At 43.0% G+C, this 19,924-nt stretch carries 12 protein-coding genes; all 12 read left to right on the plus strand.

What is annotated here, in order from left to right; genetic code table 11:
• The first annotated feature begins 383 nt into the window (after positions 1-383).
• The 12 genes from GDK41_RS06060 (at position 384) to GDK41_RS06115 (ending at position 19,852) form a co-directional block, all read left to right on the plus strand.
• Complete coding sequence (locus GDK41_RS06060) at positions 384-2,966, plus strand: TonB-dependent receptor (RefSeq protein ID WP_152085567.1); 2,583 nt, start codon at positions 384-386, stop codon at positions 2,964-2,966.
• A 99-nt stretch (positions 2,967-3,065) separates the two neighbouring features.
• The gene (locus GDK41_RS06065) at positions 3,066-4,619 is read left to right on the plus strand and encodes a tryptophan halogenase family protein (protein WP_152085568.1); all 1,554 of its coding nucleotides are present in this window, start codon (positions 3,066-3,068) and stop codon (positions 4,617-4,619) included.
• A 5-nt stretch (positions 4,620-4,624) separates the two neighbouring features.
• A complete protein-coding gene (locus tag GDK41_RS06070; protein ID WP_152085569.1) occupies positions 4,625-6,181 on the plus strand; it encodes a tryptophan halogenase family protein in 1,557 nt (518 codons plus the stop codon).
• A 565-nt stretch (positions 6,182-6,746) separates the two neighbouring features.
• Positions 6,747-9,965 (plus strand): TonB-dependent receptor, encoded by a 3,219-nt coding sequence (locus tag GDK41_RS06075; protein WP_152085570.1) that lies wholly within the window; start codon positions 6,747-6,749, stop codon positions 9,963-9,965.
• Positions 9,966-10,107: 142 nt separating this feature from the next.
• Entirely contained in the window at positions 10,108-11,334 is a 1,227-nt protein-coding gene (locus tag GDK41_RS06080; protein ID WP_152085571.1) for an alanine racemase, read from the plus strand.
• 13 nt (positions 11,335-11,347) lie between these two features.
• Entirely contained in the window at positions 11,348-12,220 is an 873-nt protein-coding gene (locus tag GDK41_RS06085) for a MurR/RpiR family transcriptional regulator (protein WP_152085572.1), read from the plus strand.
• Between the two features lie 8 nt (positions 12,221-12,228).
• Positions 12,229-13,695, plus strand: a complete 1,467-nt coding sequence (locus GDK41_RS06090; protein WP_197739498.1) for an N-acyl-D-amino-acid deacylase family protein — start codon at positions 12,229-12,231, stop codon at positions 13,693-13,695.
• Between the two features lie 20 nt (positions 13,696-13,715).
• A complete protein-coding gene (locus GDK41_RS06095; RefSeq protein WP_152085573.1) occupies positions 13,716-14,102 on the plus strand; it encodes a RidA family protein in 387 nt (128 codons plus the stop codon).
• Between the two features lie 33 nt (positions 14,103-14,135).
• The gene (locus GDK41_RS06100) at positions 14,136-15,563 is read left to right on the plus strand and encodes a sodium:solute symporter family protein (RefSeq protein ID WP_152085574.1); all 1,428 of its coding nucleotides are present in this window, start codon (positions 14,136-14,138) and stop codon (positions 15,561-15,563) included.
• Entirely contained in the window at positions 15,560-16,540 is a 981-nt protein-coding gene (locus GDK41_RS06105) for a sugar kinase (RefSeq protein ID WP_152085575.1), read from the plus strand. The genes GDK41_RS06100 and GDK41_RS06105 overlap by 4 nt, the downstream gene beginning before the upstream one ends.
• A complete protein-coding gene (locus GDK41_RS06110; protein WP_232056532.1) occupies positions 16,533-18,929 on the plus strand; it encodes a beta-N-acetylhexosaminidase in 2,397 nt (798 codons plus the stop codon). Before GDK41_RS06105 ends, GDK41_RS06110 begins: the two co-directional genes overlap by 8 nt.
• Entirely contained in the window at positions 18,926-19,852 is a 927-nt protein-coding gene (locus GDK41_RS06115; protein WP_152085576.1) for an SMP-30/gluconolactonase/LRE family protein, read from the plus strand. The genes GDK41_RS06110 and GDK41_RS06115 overlap by 4 nt, the downstream gene beginning before the upstream one ends.
• Positions 19,853-19,924: the final 72 nt, after the last annotated feature.

The following is a 19,924-nucleotide window of genomic DNA, read 5'->3' on the forward strand; positions in this document are numbered from 1 at the left end:
AATGACAGCGTTGTCATTTTGCGTATAGTTACCCCTTGAATGCTTCTGCCAAAGCTATTTACTGAACGCAATTATTCCTTTTTGTTTTATTTTAATCGAAGTTAATACTTTTTTGTTCTTATTGTGTGGTTTTTGTCCCCAAAAAGTCACTCAATATGCTATATTGCCTCGTAAATTTGTAACAAAGCATAACTAAAATCAATTTAAAGTAATAAAAATCAAATAGTTATTATTATTGTTGAATATTTTTTGATTAATTCAACAAAAAACATGTAGCGAATTTGTAATTTACGGTGTATGGTTTGTTATTAGATGACAGCGTTGTCATCATCACTGGGCAGAAGTGATTTAAAATTCCAACAAAATGATTCAAGGGGAATCCTGTGTTAGCTAATAATTTTAAAAAAAGCTTACTAGCAGTTAACGTCGGTCTTGTACTAAGTGCAGGCATGTCAGGCGTAGCAGTTGCTGCTGAAAATAACCAAGCAAAAGAAGATGTTGAAGTAATCGAAGTGCGCGGTATTCGCCGTTCACTTGAAGCAGCCTTAAATACAAAGCGCTTTGCCAATGCGGTTGTTGACTCTGTCTCAGCAGAGGATATTGGTAAGTTTCCAGATAAAAATATCGCAGAATCATTACAACGAGTAGCGGGTGTATCGATTAACCGCGGCTTTGTGGGCGAAGGTTCAGAGGTATCTATTCGCGGCGTAGACCCAACGTTAACTCAAGTACAGTTGAACGGACAGTTTGTAGCATCTACAGGTTGGTTCTCACAAGCTGCAAACCGCCGTAGTTTTAATATGGATTTAATGCCATCAGAAATGATTGCAGGCTTAGAAGTCTACAAGTCACCTGTAGCCTCGATTGATGAAGGCGGCGTAGGTGGTACAGTTGTAATGAGAACACGTAAACCACTTGAGCTAGACGCCAACACTTTCTTTGGCTCGGTAGAAGCAAATCAAAATTCATTGGCTGATGAAACGGGCTTTGGTGCGACTGGTTTAGCAAGTTGGAAGAACGATTCAGAAACGTTCGGTGTACTTGTTATGGCATCACAACTAGAGCAAATTGGCCGTGCTCGTAAATCAGAGAACTACTGGGAAGAGGGCTGGTCAGCATCTGGTATCGCTGGTTTTGATCAAGATCGTGAGCGCACAGCCCTTGATGTAACCTTTCAGTATGCGCCTAGTGAAGAGCTTGAGCTCGGTGCACACTTCTTACGCACTGAACTTGACGCTTTTAACACAAACCAGAACTTTTTAACAATTAATGGTACAGGATATGTAAACGGGTCGGGTCGCTACACTTTGATTGACGCCGATGCGGGAGATGTTGAAGGAAACCGCCGTTACTTAAAAGGCACTGTTACTGAAGCCGGTTGGTTAGCTCAGGATACCAATACTCGTAATGCAATAATGACGAGCAACGTTGTTGATTTCAGTGCCTCATACATGGGTGAAAACTACAAACTATCTGGTGCCTTAGGTAAAACATGGGCTGATGGTGGTAACGGTGGTAATGCAAATGGTCTATGGGGTCAACCTGTAAATGGTACTAACGGCATCACTGTTGACATTAATATGGACCTTGCTAACTCAATGGTTATGGTGCCAAATGGAGTGTCTTTAACAGACACATCATGGCAAGCAAATCAAGGCGCGTCACTGTCAAAAGTTGAGCTTGAAGATGAAGAAACATATGCGCAAATCGACTTAGATCTAGATGTGGACTGGGGCGCGATCTCTCAGTTTGAAGCTGGTATTAAAGTACGTAGTCATGAATTTACAGCACAAGCTTTTGCACCAACGTTTAAAGATGGCGCAATCGCAGCGTTGGGTACGATTGCCAATTTTGCTGATGGTAACTTAACTGATTTTGGTGAAGTTGTAACTGGTGGTACACCAACTTCTTATACTAAATTGAATGGCAGAAAATACTGGAACTACCTGAATTCCAATGTTCAATCTTGGGATTTCCAGAAGAAAGACTGGAATACAGTAGAAGAGCAAGTATTGGCACTTTATGCACAGGGTAACTTCAGCGGTGATAGCTATCGCGGTAATATTGGTGTTCGCTACGTACAGACGGATACTGAGTCGCAAGCATACAATGGTTTGTTCACTGGTAAAGATGTGTTCAAAGGGGATTACTCTGACTGGTTGCCAAGCTTCAACTTAGCGCTTGACCTCCAAGAAGATGTTATTCTGCGTATGTCTGCCGCGAAAGTAATGACGCGTGCAGGTTACTCTCAGTTAGCAGGTGGCTACAGTGGTCTTCCTGATACGGTTCCAGCTAGTGGTCGATTACAGGCTTCTCGTGGTAACCCTGCAATTGAACCATTCCGTGCAACGCAAATGGATATTGGTATAGAGTGGTACTACGATGGTAACTCACTTGTATCTTTTGCACTATTTAACAAAGATGTAGCATCATTTATTACAACTATTAAAGTAGATGAAACTCTAAGCACAGTGCCAGTACCTGGTAATTACGAAGTAAGTATTCCAGATCAAGGCCGTGGTGGTAAGATTGAAGGTGCCGAATTCCAGTGGCAGACTAACTTTGGAAATGGTTTTGGTGCGTTGTTTAACTACACCTATGTTGATGCAACAGGTCAAACTGATGATGGTAAAGATATTCAATTGCCAGGTTCATCACGCAATGCGTTCAACCTAACAGGTTACTACGAGAGTGATATGTTTACAGCGCGTTTAGCGTATACTTCTCGCGATGAATTTTTTGCTGAAGGTACTGCGTTAGGTAATGGCAGTGACTCGTTTGATTCGCAATCCTTCTTAGATGCGTCATTTACATGGCACGCAACTGAGAATTTTGATATCTCACTTGAAGGTGTCAACCTAACTAACGAAATTACATACCAACGTTACGGTGGCGGTTTACAAACCCTGCGTGTAGTAACGGACAATGGATCTCGTTACTCGTTAAAAGCGTCTTACCGTTTTTAATTTGAAATTAGGGAATAAGTAAAGGGAAGGCTTGCCTTCCCTTTTTAATCAGCGCTAAATAGTAGGGCCATTTTTGAAACAAGAAAAGTAAGGTGTACGATGGAAGTAAATGAAACTATCGATTCAGTCGTTATTGTTGGTGGTGGCACTGCAGGATGGATCACAGCAGCTAAATTGGCTAAACGCTTTAACTGTAAGGCTGAAGGAGCGGTGTCAGTCACGTTAATCGAGTCTCCGGACATTCCTACTATAGGAGTTGGTGAAGGAACTTGGCCCACGATGAGAAAGACTTTAGCTTCGATTGGTATCGACGAAAGCGAGTTTATCAGAACTTGTAACGCTTCTTTCAAACAGGGTAGTAAATTTGTAAACTGGAAAGCTGCACCTACAACCACGAATAATCACTACTATCACTTATTTTCTTCTATTGCAGATCCCGCCGAATTTAATTTATCACCATACTGGCGGTTGGGACATGCAGGTACAAAGTCTTACGCAGAAGCAGTGAGTACACAAGGTTATTTATCGGATTTGTACAAAGCACCAAAAACAATTGCATCAAAAGCCTACGACGGTATTCAAAGTTATGCTTATCACTTAGATGCGGGCAAATTTGCCGAGCTTTTGAAAAAGCATGCCATTGACAATTTGGGTGTAAAATTTCTTTCGTGTAATGTAACAGACGTTATGACCGACACTGATGGAATATCGAGTGTTATGACTGATCAGTGTGGTCAGGTTAAAGGTGATTTTTTTGTCGACTGTTCAGGTTTTTCATGTTTACTTTTAGGGCAGGCGTTAGGGGTGCCTTTTAAACCTGTATCAGATGTATTGTTTACTGACTATGCGGTTGCAATCCAAGTACCTTACAGCGATCCTGAATGTGATATAAATAGCTGTACTATTTCTACTGCGCAAGAAGCTGGGTGGATCTGGGATATTGGTTTACAAAACCGTCGTGGTGTGGGTCATGTTTATTGTTCTGAGTTTATGTCACACGAGCAGGCCGAAAAACTATTGCGGGAATATATTGGTGAAACCTCCCAAGATTTGCCCGCTAAACTAGTGAAGATGAATGTAGGTTATCGAGAAAAGTTTTGGCATAAAAACTGCATTGCAATAGGTATGTCGGCTGCATTTGTTGAACCTCTCGAAGCATCTGCTATTTTCTTAATTGAAGCCGCTTCTAACATGCTAGCTGATCAATTACCTAAGAAAAAGTCCCTACTAAACATTGTTGAAAACAAATTTAACGAGTCTTTCTTATTTAGATGGAACAGGACAATTGATTTTATTAAGTTGCATTATGTACTCTCTGAACGAGATGAGCCTTTTTGGTTAAAAAATAAAGAGACCAATTCCATTCCTCAGTCATTGCTCGATGCTCTTGAGCAATGGGCTACTGAACCGATTAGCCCCTATGACTTTTCACATGTTTATGACCCATTTCCCATGGAGAGCTATCAATACGTTTTAAATGGGATGAACTTTAAGCAAGATTTGTCGGCGAGTGGGTCCAAGTATTCAGATGTTGATAACGCGAAAAGAGCTTTCGGACAAATAGAAAAATACAGGGACATGCTTATTCGCGATTTACCGAGCAACAGAGCGCTATTAAATAAGTTGTCTTCATTTAGTTTCAGCAAGGTGTAGAGCCAATGAGTCAAATAAACAACGTAGTTATCGTAGGTGGTGGTACGGCAGGCTGGATAAGTGCGGCTTTATTAGCTAAAAAGCTCAACGCGTCAAGCTTGGGTGGTGTGAGTATTACTTTGGTTGAGTCACCAGATATTCCAATCATGGGTGTTGGTGAAGGAACTTGGCCAACAATAAGAAAAACTTTACAAGAAATTGGTATTGCCGAGGATGAGTTTATTAAAGAGTGCGATGCAAGCTTTAAACAAGGTGCAGAATTTGTTAACTGGTGCCAAGATCCAACAAAAGTTGGCAAGCATAGCTATTTTCACCCTCTTAATGCAACATTTCATGCTGCGTATGATTTTAACTTAGCGCCTTATTGGCTATTAGATGAGACAAAAAGCAAACAGCCCTATGATTTGGCAAGTGCAACTCAAAGTTACATATCATCACAAGGGTTAGCACCGAAAAGTATTACTACACCTCAATACGACGCGATTTTAAATTATTCTTATCACCTTAATGCCAATAAATTTGCAAAATTACTAACTAAGCATGCTGTTAAGTTAGGTGTTCATCACATACAAGCGAATATTCATCACGTCCATCTTGATACTGCGGGCTTTGTTAGGTCTGTTGATACTGATACACATGGCACCATTGAAGGTGACTTTTTTATTGATTGTTCAGGGAGTAAAGCCATAGTGCTTGGTGAAGCTCTTGGCATTAAGTGGAAAAGCATCTCTGATATCATATTTAATGATACTGCGCTTGCAGTACAGGTGCCTTATGAAAAAGCCGATTCACCGATAGCCTCTAATACAATTGCAACAGCGCAAACTCATGGTTGGACATGGGATATTGGTCTGCAAAATCGTCGAGGTGTAGGTTATGTTTATAGTAGTTCTCATACGAGTGAGGAGCATGCATATTCTACGCTTGTCGATTACTTAGGTATGCCTGAAAGTGATTTAAGTATTCGTAAACTGCCTTTGAATTTAGGGTATAGGAAAAAGTTCTGGAATAAGAATTGTGTTGCTGTTGGTATGTCAGCGGCATTTATTGAGCCACTAGAGGCATCAGCTATCTTTTTAATAGAAGCGGCTGTAAATATGATAGCAGAGAAATTTCCGCGTCACCTGAGTGAGCTAGACTATGTTGAAAAGCAATTTAACGATACTTTCACGTTACGATGGGAAAAAAGCGTTGACTTTATTAAGTTGCATTATTGTATTTCGCAAAGGCGAGATACTCAGTACTGGATAGACAATGCTGAAGACAGCACTATACCACAAACGTTGCAGCAAAAATTGCAGCATTGGCGTTACAATGTGCCGTCGAAATATGATTTTGACTATGCCTTTGAACCTTTTGTGCTAGATAGCTACTTATTTGTGTTATACGGCTTGAAATACAAGACTGACTTACAATTAAAACGTTCGTTTTATCCACAAACTCAAATGGCCAATAAAAAGTTTAGTGATGTTGTAAAGTTAAACGAGCACTTATCAGCTAATTTGCCAACAAATCGAGATCTATTGGAAAAGATCCTACAGAATGGTTTGTCCAAAATATAGGTGATACATTTTAACGAGCAAGCGGTGGGGAATATCCTACTGTTATCCACCGCTTTGCTTATTGTAATGTTACTTATCACAAAGAGTAAATTTACGGTTCATAATGGCCACTCATCTGTTACTTTTCGGCCAATGTATCTAACAAACTTTGTTAGTTAGTTTAAGTTCCCCTGATGAATTCATCAAATTACTGCCTGCCTTTAGTATTCTTTTGAACGTCGATTTTTACAAACTCAATTTTTCAATATTGAGATCTGTGATTGAACATCCCAAACGATATTAAAAGAGCTACTTTTGATGTGTAATAAACACATAGAGAAAAAATGCATACTATTGAATATTATGAACTTATATTTTTTTAAAATAATTCTTTGCAGAAAACTGTTTACTTTTCACTCCGATATGTTAAAAAGTAACAGTGATGCGTTGCTTCTTTTGTTATTAAGTAACATTTAAGGTTGTTTTAAAGTTTGCACAATCTCTCTGCCGAGTGAAGAAGCTATTTACACATTAGTATTTTTGGTAATGAATCCTCTGGGTTGAATATAAGAATAAGGGAACGAATATGTCTAAAAAAGTGGCCGATCACGCTTTACAGAAATCGAAGCGGACAAAGTTAAGCATCGCAATTGCTTCAGCAATGATGGGGATAAGTCCTTTCTTGCTCACGGCGCAAGAGTTGAGCTCAAATGACAGCGATGTCAATGCGGGCGAAAACAATGAGAAAGTTGAAGTAATTGAAGTAACGGGTATACGTGGCAGTATAAACAGCGCACAAAATATTAAACGCTACGCAGACACAGTGAAAGATGTCATAACGGCATCTGATATTGGTGCACTGCCAGACAAATCGGTCACTGAAGCGCTTCAGCGTGTGCCGGGTGTGACCATTGAGCGTTTTGCGTCATCAGATGACCCTAAGCATTATGCGGATGAGGGAACTGGGGTGTTAGTGCGTGGTTTAGACCGCGTGCGTTCAGAGGTTAATGGCCGCGATGCATTTAGTGCCAATCCATCAGGTGGCTTAAGCTACGAAGATTTTCCTGCGGAGTTATTAGGGGCGGTTGAAGTGGTTAAAAACCAGACAGCTGATCTTATCTCCGGTGGTATTTCTGGCACCGTTAATTTGATCACACGAAAGCCATTCGACTCTGATGAACGCATTATTTCTTTTAATGCTAAAGCTAATTATGGTGACTTTAGAGAAGAAGTGACGCCGTCATTCTCGGCCCTATTTGCTGATAACTGGCAAACCAGCGCTGGTAAGTTTGGTTTTTTAATTGCAGCGTCACAATCCGAATATCAAACTCGTGGAGATGGGGTTGGTTTAGGTAACTTCCACTCTCGTGGTGATTCTTTTGTTCCAACCTTAGATCAATGGGGGGGCGTTACAGGCGTTGACCCGTCCTCGCCGGTAGATGGCCCCGCTTTACCAGGGCAGCCAGAGGGAAGTGTATGGCACGTACCTGTGGCGATTCACATGAGTACGGCGACGAACGAACGTAAACGCTCGGGTGTGACGTCGTCATTGCAGTGGGCGAATAGCGATGAAACCATTGTCGCAACGCTTGAGCATATTCATTCTAAAGCGTCTTTGGAGTGGAATGAGCGTCAAATTGGTCAAGCTGCGCAAGGTTTTAAAGGTTTTATGGGATCATCCCAGTGGTGGGGAGATGATCCCGAAAATGGTTACCCACTGACAGCTGAAAACGGTTTTGTGACTTCCGGTATTGCACTTGGTGTGTCACCAGAGACGCCATTTTTCTACCGTAGTCGATGGAATTACAATGAAAACACCGTTGATGATACGTCTTTTAAGTTAACCATTAAGCCTGTTGATAGGCTGACTGTTGATTTAGATTATCAACATGTTAGCTCAGATAAAGAAGTTGAAAACTACAGTATGTCGGGTCAAACCCGTGGTAACCACGTTCACGTTGTTTCTCCGTATTACCTCGATATGCGTGGCGATCGCCCAACGGTGAAATTTTTAAGCGATAACATTCTCACCGCTGGCTGGTCACCTAATGAAGACTGGAATGGCCCAGTGCCGAATGTGTTCCTTGGTAGCGGAATGGAACAAGTCGAGCGTAACAGTGCAGAGTCTGATAGCTTTAAGCTTGACTTGAAATATGAGCTAGATGGTAGTTTTACCAGCGTCAGTGCAGGGGCTTACTTGTCTGACAAAGACTTAACAGTGCGTGATACAGCTTACGAAGGGTGGTCTGCTATCGGCACACCTTGGAATCAAGACGATAGAAATGCGGCTGCGGCTATAAATCGACCGGAGTTATTTGAGCGAGTGGACTTTGCTGATTACTACCACGGCGATGTATTACAAGGTAACGTTAATAACTTTTTGTTTCCGAAAATGGACTTAGTAAGAAACTATGCCCAGTCATTACGTCAAGGTTGTAAAGACGGGTGGCATAATGCCACACGCAGTGCCGAAAATAACGGCGTATGTACGGGCACATATGTTCCATATGAAGATAAACCAAATCGAGTAGATGGGCCTTTTGCAGCGCATAATATCAGTTCAACCAATGAAAAACGCACTGAGCTTTATGTCCGAGGCGATTTTGACTTTGAATGGCAAGGTATGCCGGTGGTCGGTAACCTGGGCCTGCGCTATGTGAATTATCAGCTAGAGTCTACGGGTGCCTTGGTTCAGCCACCTGAAAGTAAGCGAGGGGATGAAGGTGGATCTCTAAATAACGTGATGCAACAAGCCGAATACAAGCGCTATTATGACATTGCTGGTGGTAAATCTGAGCTGAGTACGGTAGATGGTACGGACTATTCAACTGTGTTACCAAGTCTTAATGTGAGCTTGGGAGTAACGGAAGATGTCGTGGTTCGTTTTGGCGCGTCTAAGGCACTGTATTATCCAAGCTTAGTTGATGCTAGAAATATCAATATCATTAACTTAGATTACGTTGGGCGCTTACAAACGCCGGGTGCTGATTATGATGAAGAGGTTAACCCAGTCGTTGGCCTGGATGATATCGAATTGACCGCATTATCTGGCAATCCCTATATTGAGCCTGAAGAAGCAATCAACCTCGACTTGAGTACAGAGTGGTATTTTGCTGATGCAGGTTATATCACCGTCGGTTTATTCCACAAAAAGCTAGACAATATCATACGTGATAAAGCCTTTGATTTAGACGTGACTTACGGCAGCGAAAAATATGATATTTCAGCCTATGGCCCTGATAACACCGGATCAGGAACTATACGTGGCGCGGAGTTCTCATATTCACAATTTTACGACATGTTGCCGGGTGCTTGGAGTGGGCTAGGGTTACAGTTTAATTTTACATACATCGACCAAGACGGCCTTGAAGACCCGAATGAAGTATCAGCAGGCACACTAGGGTTTGATGAAAATGGGAACCCATTGAATGACAATCGTAATACCTTCCGGGTGTTTAGTGGCTTACCATTACAAGGTTATTCAGATAAAAACTTCAACATCATCGGTATGTATGAGTATGAGGCAATATCTTTGCGGTTAGCTTATACGTGGCGCTCAGAATACTTACTAACATTACGAGAGTCTGAAGAGTATGTACCTGCTTATGCAAAAGCATCTGGCATGATGGATGCGAGCGTTTACTACACGATTAACGATAATTGGAAAGTGGGTTTTGAAGCAAGTAACTTGCTTGATACGGAAACACAAACCGAATATCAAATGAACCAAGCCGGTACGCGAACGCAAGCTCTTAACTTTACTACCGACAGGCGGTTTGCTTTGAGTGTTCGCGCTACATTCTAGTATTAGCAAACTAGCATCCGAAAAGCCCCAGCGTACTGGCATAACCAATACGCTGGTGGTTTAAAGCTATTTAAAGTTGATGTCTTTATTCATATGCGTTTACCTATTTATGTCTATCTAACAAACAAGGAATGGAAGGGTTATGGCCGAATTTTTAAAAGGCTCTGGTGACTTTCAGCAGTTTGAGTCACAAGGTTGGGATATCTTAGCTGAGCAAGTGAGTTTGCCTGTGGCTGTAATACGCCAAGATGCAGTGAAGCAAAATGCACAGTGGATGGCGCAGTTTGCTGAGCAAAATAATGTATTACTAGCGCCGCACGGTAAAACCACAATGTCGCCCGCGTTGTTTAAATATCAAAAAGATGCAGGTGCATGGGCGATTACGGTAGCAACAGTACCGCAATTAATTTGTGCGGTTGACGCAGGCATTAAGCGGGTTATTTTGGCCAACCAATTAGTGGGTCGTTATCACTTTGAGTTAATCGCCAAGCTACTTAAGTCTACTTCGTTAGAGTTATTTTTCTTTGTAGATTCAATAGATAACGCGAAGGCTTTAGGAGGTTTTTTTGACCAGCAAGGGCTTAAAGTTAACTTACTGATAGAAGTAGGGGTGCTAGGTGGTCGCTGTGGAGTGCGCACACCTAGCGCATTAACACAGCTGCTTAACACTTGCCAAGCGTACCCCAGCCTTCAAGTGATGGGGTTAGGATTTTACGAAGGGGTAATAGGTGGTGAACATGCTGCGCGAGAGGTAGAGCGCTTTGTTGAAAGCGTTGTAGCGCAAGCGCAGCAGTTGCATCAACAAGGGGTATTTGCCTGTGTAAAGCCGATTGTCAGTGGTGCAGGCTCCGCGTGGTACGACGTTGTGACCAAGGTGATGCGACAAAGTTCGCACGCGAATGAGTTTAAGTTCGTTATTCGCCCTGGATGTTATTTAATTCACGATACAGGCATATATCAAGATGCGCAGCAAGCGGTGTTAGATCGCAGTGAAGTGGCTTGCGCTATTGATGGTGAACTTATCTCAAGTTTGTATATTTGGGCCTATGTAACATCGGTACCAGAGCCAGGGCTTGCAATCGTTGGTATGGGTAAACGCGATGTGGCTTTTGATGCCGGGTTACCAAAACCAGAACTGCACTACGAGCCTCACAGTAAGCAATTACAAAGCTTAGCGGATGGTTTCTGTTTAGAAAAGATAATGGATCAGCATGCCATGCTGCGTTTGTCGCCTGATCACGTACTAAAAGTCGGCGATATGATATGTTTTTCTACTTCTCACCCGTGCTTAACGTTTGATAAATGGAAACAAATTGGCATTGTCGAGCGCGATTGGGTTATCACTAAAACCATTATGACACATTTTTAATTGAGACAACGCTTTGGATATTATCAGTAAAATTAAAGAGGGGCTGGGTCACTTCAGTCCATCAGAGGAAAAGGTTGCACGACTTATCATTGCTCAGTTGAACTTCGCAGCCAGTGCTTCAATTAGCGAATTAGCAGAAAAAGCGCAAGTAAGTCATGCCAGTATTACACGGTTAGCGCGCACTTTAGGTTGCGAAAATGTACGCGACTTAAAGTTCCAGCTGACTCAGTCTGCTGCCATTGGTGAGCGGTTTAATAATCCTGAGTTAGTGGACAAAGAAAAAATCTCTCATGTGTATGCTTCTATTCAAGAGATCCTCGCGCTCAATGCAGGATTGATAGAGGAGCATGTTGTTGAGCTTGCCGGCGCTGCTATTTGCGATACTCGCCACTGCTTGATATTTGGTGTAGGGGGCGGGAGCAGCATGATGGCACAAGAGTGTCAAAATCGCTTGTTCCGCTTGGATGTGTTAAGTAACGCACACTCAGATCCGATGATGATGCGTATGGCTGCAGCCACGGTGAATAAAAATGATGTGGTGATCTGTTTATCACTCAGTGGTGTTTCTCCTGATGTGATGGAAGCGGCGCGTATCGCAAAAGAATACGGGGCACAGCTTGTTGCAATCTGCCCACAGAGTGAGTTGGCACAAATGGTAGACTTTCATCTACCGATTAAAACTCAAGAAAGCGACTATATCTTTAAGCCCAGCGCAGCACGTTATGCGATGATGGCAGCAGTGGATATTCTCTCCAGTGAGGTAGCAATGCGTAATCAAAAACGCTCCAAAGAAAAACTCAGGCGCTTAAAAGTACAATTGGATCAGCACCGAGATAAGAGCGCGAATACGCCACCTGCCGATAAACGTTTTCCGTTAGGAGATTAGCTGTGGGAATGAGTATGTATGTTGATTGTATTATAAAAAATGCAACTATGTATCAATGGCCGACAGAGCAACCACAAATAGTAGATGTTGCCATTAAAAACGATGTAATTGTGGCTGTGGGTGACTGTAGGCAGTTTGAAGCGCAACAAAACTACGACGCAACGGGGCTCGTGTTAGCACCTGGATTTATTGATGTACATACTCATGATGATCTGGAGGTGTTTCGCAGCCCCCATATGCTCAGTAAAATTAGTCAAGGTGTTACAACGGTGATCGCAGGCAACTGCGGAATTAGCGCTGCGCCTTATCATCAAGCCAGCTCACCGGTTGACCCGATAAATTTGCTAGGTACAAAAGAGCAGTTAATTTACCCTGAGCTTGCGGATTATAAACGCGCTTTTGCGTTGTCTGCTCCGAGTGTTAATTTGGCGATGTTAGTTGGCCACACCAGCTTACGCGCACAGGTCGTTGCGGACTTGTCGCAACCGGCAAACGCAGATGAAATTGCACAAATGAAAGCCTTGCTAAGTAAGGCAATGGAGCAAGGTGCGCTAGGTTTAAGCTCAGGACTTGCTTATCACAATGCCAAAGGATCGAGCATCGATGAAGTGAATGCGTTGGCTGAGATAATTGAGCCTTTTGGAGGGATATATACCACCCACTTGCGCACAGAGTTTCACGGTATTTTAGATGCCATGGATGAGGCGTTTGCAACGGCGCAATACGCTGCCGTGCCATTAGTAATCTCGCACATAAAGTGTGCTGGCAAAGAAAATTGGGGGCGTGCGCCTGAGGTGTTGTCTCACCTTGAAAAGCAGCGTGAACATCAAAACATTGGCTGCGATTGTTACCCTTATGCGGCCAGTTCAAGCACGTTAGACCTTAATCAAGTAACGCCAGAGACGGATATTTTTATTACGTGGTCTGAGTCTCACCCCGAAATGGCGCAGCAAAACTTACAAGAAGTCGCAGCAAAATGGGGGGTGCCATTAATTGATGCTGCTAAAAAATTGCAACCGGCGGGGGCTGTGTATCATTGCATGCTAGAAGATGATGTGAAGCAATTTCTTAGTTATGAGCATAGCATGATTGGCTCTGATGGATTGCCTTGCGACCCGCATCCTCATCCTAGGTTATGGGGGACTTTTCCTAGAGTATTGGGGCACTACAGCAAAACTGAACAAACTCTGCCTTTGGCTTTAGCAATACATAAAATGACAGCGCTGCCAGCAAAGCAGTTTAAGCTTGAAAAACGTGGACAAATAAAAGTGGGTAATTTTGCCGATCTGGTGTTATTTGACCCAACAACGGTGTGCGATCAGGCTACCTACAGCCAACCCCATTTACCCGCAATTGGCATAGAGCGCGTGTGGGTTAACGGCAAGCTCAGCTATGTTGGCGATGCAGATCTTACATCAGTTGTTGACTATGGCCGAGCGGGACGGTTTTTAAATAGAACATCTAAAAATAATTAAATATAAATCATGAGGTTAATATGACAATAAAGCGAATTGGTGCAGAGGGTGGCACGGGCACAGGCGGGCAGCATTTACCGTTTTCAAGAGCGGTTGAAGCGGGGGGCTGGCTTAAAGTCTCTGGGCAAACGCCCATGCGAGATGGTGAAATAGTAGAAGGCGGTATCGTAGAGCAGTCACGACTGGCCATCAATAACTGTATTGCCATTATGGAAGAGGCAGGCTACGGCCTTGAACATGTGACGCATGTATCTGTGATCTTAACCGATGCGCGATATTTTCAATCGTTTAACAAAGTGTTTGCTGAGTTTTTTGGTGCACATCCCCCAGCGCGGATCTGCATGGTGGCTGAGTTGGTTGTTGAGTGTAAAGTTGAGGTTGACGTGACGTGCTATAAGGGCGAATAACCTGAGCTTAGATACGCGTGTATGGGAGGAAGTATGTCTGAGAGTCAATTAATTTACTTACTAGCATTTGTTGTCTATCTGCTTGCTATGGTTGCTGTAAGTTGGTCTGTTTCTCGCTGGCAACGCTCCAGCGACGATTTTTTATTGGCTGGTCGTAAAGTGCCTCTATTACTCACTTTAGGTACTACGGTGGCAACCATGGTTGGCACCGGGTCGTCGATGGGGGCCGTTGGGTTTGCCTATCAACATGCATGGGCGGGGGCACTTTATGGTATTGGTGGGGCACTTGGGATTTTATTGCTAGCTTGGCTTTTTGCACCGGCTCGCAAGCAAGCGTTTGCAACCATGAGTGAGGAGCTTGCAAGCTATGTTGGCAACAAAGCAATTGTAAAAAAGTTATTGGCTGTTTTGATCTATGCAGCCAGTATTGGTTGGCTGGGCGCGCACCTGATAGGAGGGGGCATGTATTTATCATGGCTAACTGGTCTTGATGAAACGAGTGCTAAGTTATTAATTGGAATAGGGTTGGCTATTTACGTCTCGTTAGGGGGCTACTCAGCGGTTGTTTGGACGGATTCTATTCAAGCCATTATTTTATTTGTGGGCTTTTTGCTGATGGCCTATTTTGCGATAGATTTTATCGGTGGCTGGCAGGCATTAGATGATAACAAAATAGCTGCCAGTAACGGCTTGTTGTCTTATCAAAGCATTGGTTTACTCCCCGCGTTTTCTATGTCTTTGGCGATTTTAGTCGGGGTACTTGCAACACCTTCATTTAGACAGCGCATTTACTCTGCGCACAGCGTAAAAAGCATCAGAGTGTCGTTTGTTATCTCAGGTGTACTCTATTTAGGGTTTTCTTTGATCCCTGCGGTGATTGGGATCTGCGCATATTTGCTTAATGATCAGCTGAACAACCCGGCTTTTGCCTTTCCTTACATTGCATTGAATACGTTACCTGTGGCTGTGGGAGGTTTTATTCTACTTGCCGGTATTTCTGCAACGCTTTCCAGTGCCAGCTCTGACGCCATTGCGGGGGTAAGTGTTCTAGTGAGTGATATTTTTAGATGGCTAAGAAAAGCTGATATAGCCGCTGAAAAACAATTGCTTTCTTCTCGACTCGCTATGTTAGCAACGGTGTTTACGGCACTGATATTGGCGCTGCTGTCTAACGACATCATCGGCTATATCACTAAAATGGTGTCAGTTGTGTTAGCGGGCCTGTGCATTATGGGTTTACTTGGCAGATTTTGGTCTGGTTACACATGGCAAGGCAGTTTGGCAACCTTGCTCGGTGGCAGCGTCGCTGCGGTCATTGTGAGTGCCAATAGCGCTTGGCTTAATTATTTTGGTAACCCGATAATTCCAGCGCTTTTGAGTGCCCTGGTGCTTGGGGTTGTGGTGAGTTTGTTGGGCAAAAGCGACGTGAAAGATACGACACAGCAGCAGGTAATCTCATGACGACATCTATTCATTCAATGGTGTTTTTTGGCGAATGCATGGTGGAACATCGTGCTGATGGTACAAGTTATTTTGGTGGTGATACATTTAATACCGCATGGTACCTCGTATCATTGCTTAATGCGGTTGGTTTATCAAAACCGAAAATAAAATACGCAACCGCAATTGGCCAAGACGCGCAAAGCCAACAGTTTCAAACGTTGTTAGCGCACATGGGCATTGGTTGCGACTTGGTCGTCACGCATCAATATAAAACAATGGGCAAGTATTGGATAAAACTTACTCAAAATGGTGAAAGAAGTTTTGAGTTTGAGCGTGAGCAAAGTGCTGCTCGAGCGTATTTTAAGAGCCATGAACCTTTAAGCGAAGCACTCAATGCTAAAAGCATCGATGCTATTTACTTATCAGGAATAAGCCTAGCGATTTTGTGCTCGGAGCAACTTACCTACTTGCTAGAGCTGTTGAAAAGGTTTAAGGCGCAAGGGGGGATTGTGATTTTTGACAACAATTATCGCGCGTCACTTTGGCATGGCCGAAAACCACAAAGCGCTTATTTGGCATTGATGGCCTTAGCCAATATCGCTTTTTTAACCCTTGAGGATGAACTGGCAATTTACGCTAAGCACACGCTAGATGAAGTGCTAACTGTTTATCAAAATACCAATGAACAACTAGTTATAATACGTCGAGGCCCTTTGCCTTGCGTTATTAAACCCTCTAACAGCCATGAGCTTCTTTACGTTGCGCCAGAGCAGTTGCATGCACAATCTATTGTGGATACTTGCGCTGCAGGGGATGCTTTTGCTGCTGGTTTTTTAGCGCAGTGGTTGGTGCGTGATTTACTAGCACATGATGCAATAGAGCGAGCTGCTCAATTTGCTCATAAAGTTGCAGCAGAGGTTATCCAACATCATGGTGCTTTGATTACCCCTCATTTATTGCCATCTCTTTTGGGCGAGGAGGTCAGTGGTGCGTAACGTGTTACCAAAGCGCATAAATTTAAAGTGCCTAACATTAATGGTCGCCATGTTGTTTAGCGCAAGTGTATTTAGTCAATTGGCATTGATGCCATTGCCGCAGTCTATTGAGCAAGAAGAAGGAACAATACAGCTAACTCGCAGCATAAGTGTTTCGGTTGTTGGTTTTAATACGCACAGGTCTCAGTTTCAACTCGATAGACTAATGAGCCACTTTAGTCGCCTAACAGGCAAAAAAATATCATGGGCTTTATCCAGTGAAAAACACGCAAACTTAACAATTGTGGTGGATGATGCCGAGCAGAGCTTGCGGGTTCCACAGTTTGCCGAAAATGAACGTTACCAATTGAAAATCAACAACAACGGGATAGCAATTCATGCAGCCACTGTTTTTGGTGCGCAGCATGCTTTAGCAACACTTTCTCAGTTGGCGTATGTTGATAAGCGCAATCAACTAACATTGCCACATATTAACATTGAAGATAGCCCACGTTTTGCGTGGCGAGGGTTGCTTTTAGACAGCGCTCGTCATTTTATGCCCATAGAGACTGTTAAGCGCCAACTCAGTGGTATGGCTTCAGCTAAGCTCAATGTGCTGCATTGGCACCTAACAGACGATCAAGGCTGGCGCATGCAAAGTAAGATATTTCCTAAACTGACAAGCAATGCATCAGATGGACTTTTTTATACTCAAGCACAAGTGTTGGAGGTGATCCGTTATGCGGCGTTACTTGGTATACGGGTAGTGCCAGAATTTGGTATGCCAGGCCATGCCAGTGCCATAGCGGTTGCGTACCCTGAGCTTATAACGTTAAACAAAGACTATAAAATGCAGCGTCACTGGGGCGTTTTTAAGCCGCTATTAAACATTGCTGATCCCAAAGTGTATGTGTTTATTGATAAGTTGTTTGCTGAAATGAGCGCAATTTTTCCTGATAAATACCTGCACATTGGCGGCGATGAAGTGGAGCCAGAGCAATGGCTTAAAAGCCATGATATTCAAAAACTCATGGCTGACAACCAGCTTACCGATGGGCAAGATTTACAAAGTTATTTTAATGCGCGAGTGCAAAAAATTGTCACTAAGTATGATCGTATCATGATGGGATGGGATGAAATTTTGCATCCTCGCTTATCAAAAAATGTGGTCGTACAGTCATGGCGTGGACATGATTCATTATATAGCGCTGCTAAAAATGGCTATCAAGGTATTTTATCCACGGGATTTTATATAGACCAACCTCAGTACACTAGCTATCACTATCGTAACGACCCACAAAAAGTATTAGGTAGAGAGGCACCAGCCGAGCCAAAGTATAGTAAGTCATTTTTGGTCAAACGACTAAAAGGCAGTGATGTAAAGGGCGAGATGCTGGTTTTTGAGCAATACGCACTTATCAAGTTAAATGATCAGCATCACCGAGTTGCTCAAGTTAAGCATTTTTTCAAAGGAGCAAAGCGGCACTTGATGGCAACTTTTGATAGTTGGATGGGCCCTCTTACGTTTGAGCTTGATTTATCACGCTCTGCAGGCTCGGTCATGATAGGCAATAGTCGGTATCCACTTGAGGTCAGTGAACTTCTAAAAGCGCAAGCGGTGAGCTTTTCACCATCACTTGATAAAGCACAAGAAGCACTTATCTTAGGTGCTGAAGCCACCATTTGGAGTGAGCTGATCACCCAAGATAATATCGATTTGCGTATTTGGCCTAGGTTATACGCAATTGCTGAGCGTTTATGGTCTAGCAAAGAAACCACTGATATTCAGGATATGTATGTCCGTTTAGATAAAATAAGCGCTTATGCAGATAATATGGTTGGTTTAGCGCATCATAAACAGCAGCAAAGCGGCTTTACTCATTTAATTAATAAAAACCTCAGTGACAAAGAGCAAGCCGAAACCTTGCATTTGCTCAATACAATGGCACAAATGCTCGAGCCCAGCCATTATTACACGCGGCACCACATTAAATTTCTCAACAATGCCTATCATCAACAGGCGCCTTTGAACAAGTTTGTGGATTTTTTAGCTGTTGAAAGTCAGGCCATACGAGCCATACGCACAAGCGTAGAGAAATACATAGCAGGCAATAAGGCTATGCTTGATGTTATTGCCACACAGTTCAAACAATGGCAAAAAACACTTATTAACAAAAGGCATCTATTAGCAAAAAGCCCTTTATTAAACGATGAGCAGCTTTTGGCCGACAAACTGCAGCAATTTATATTCACAGCTGAGCAAGTGTTAACAGTGTGTCAAGACCAAACTTACCAACCTAGGTTAGACAGTCAGCTTTTGGGTCTTCAAAACTTGCAGGACGAAACAGTCATTGCAGCCATTTATCCTTTACGAGAGTTATATTTAGCATGCACAGAACAAAAAAAATGAAACTGACTTTAATAGGGTTACTGTTAGTAGGGTGCAATGTAGCCGCACAAAACGTCAATATTCAAACACAAGATTGGATCAAAGATGGCGTGTTCACCCAAGGCGTAGAAGGCCCGGCGGTAGATGCTAAGGGCAGATTGTATGCCGTTAACCATGGCCAAGAAGGCACAATCGGAGTTGTAACAGGGCAAGGGCATGCTAAAACGTTGTTGCGGTTGCCTAATGGTTCAATTGGAAATGGCATTCGTTTTGATAAGCAAGGCAATATGTTTATTGCTGACTATGTCAATCACAATGTTCTGCGCCTATCTGCGGCTGCGCTTAGTCAGGACGTTGATGTGGCTAAACACCTCAGTGTATATGCACATAACAGTAAAATGAATCAACCTAATGATTTGGCAATAATGGATAATGGTATTTTGTTTGCCAGCGATCCGCATTGGCAAACTAACACCGGTAATTTGTGGCGTATAGGCATTGATGGCAGCACTGACTTGATGGAAGCAAATATGGGGACTACCAATGGTGTGGCGGTGAGTCCAGATAATAAAAGGCTTTACGTCAATGAAAGTGTGCAGCGTAAGGTATGGCGTTATGATCTGGAGGCAAATGGCAATATTTCTAACAAGCAGCTTCATATTGAATTTGCCGATTTTGGTTTAGATGGTATGAGAACCGATACTCAGGGTAACTTGTATATCGCTCGATATGGTGCGGGAAAGGTTGCCGTGGTATCGCCAGCAGGCGAGTTGCTTGAGCAAATTAATCTCAAAGGTCAGTTCCCTACAAACGTGGCATTTGGTGGTAACGATGGTAAAAGCGTATTTGTGACCATGCAAAAGCGAGGTGCCATTGAAGTGTTCAAGGCGAACTACGTTGGTAGAAGTTTTATCACCAATATCGCATCAATGGACGCTAAATAATTGCTATAAAAAGTTTTATCGTGCCTATTGGTGAAACAATCGTGATCGGTAAAGGTTAATTTTTTAAATAGA

It is taken from the genome of Pseudoalteromonas sp. A25 (assembly GCF_009176705.1).
Taxonomy (GTDB): Bacteria; Pseudomonadota; Gammaproteobacteria; order Enterobacterales; family Alteromonadaceae; genus Pseudoalteromonas.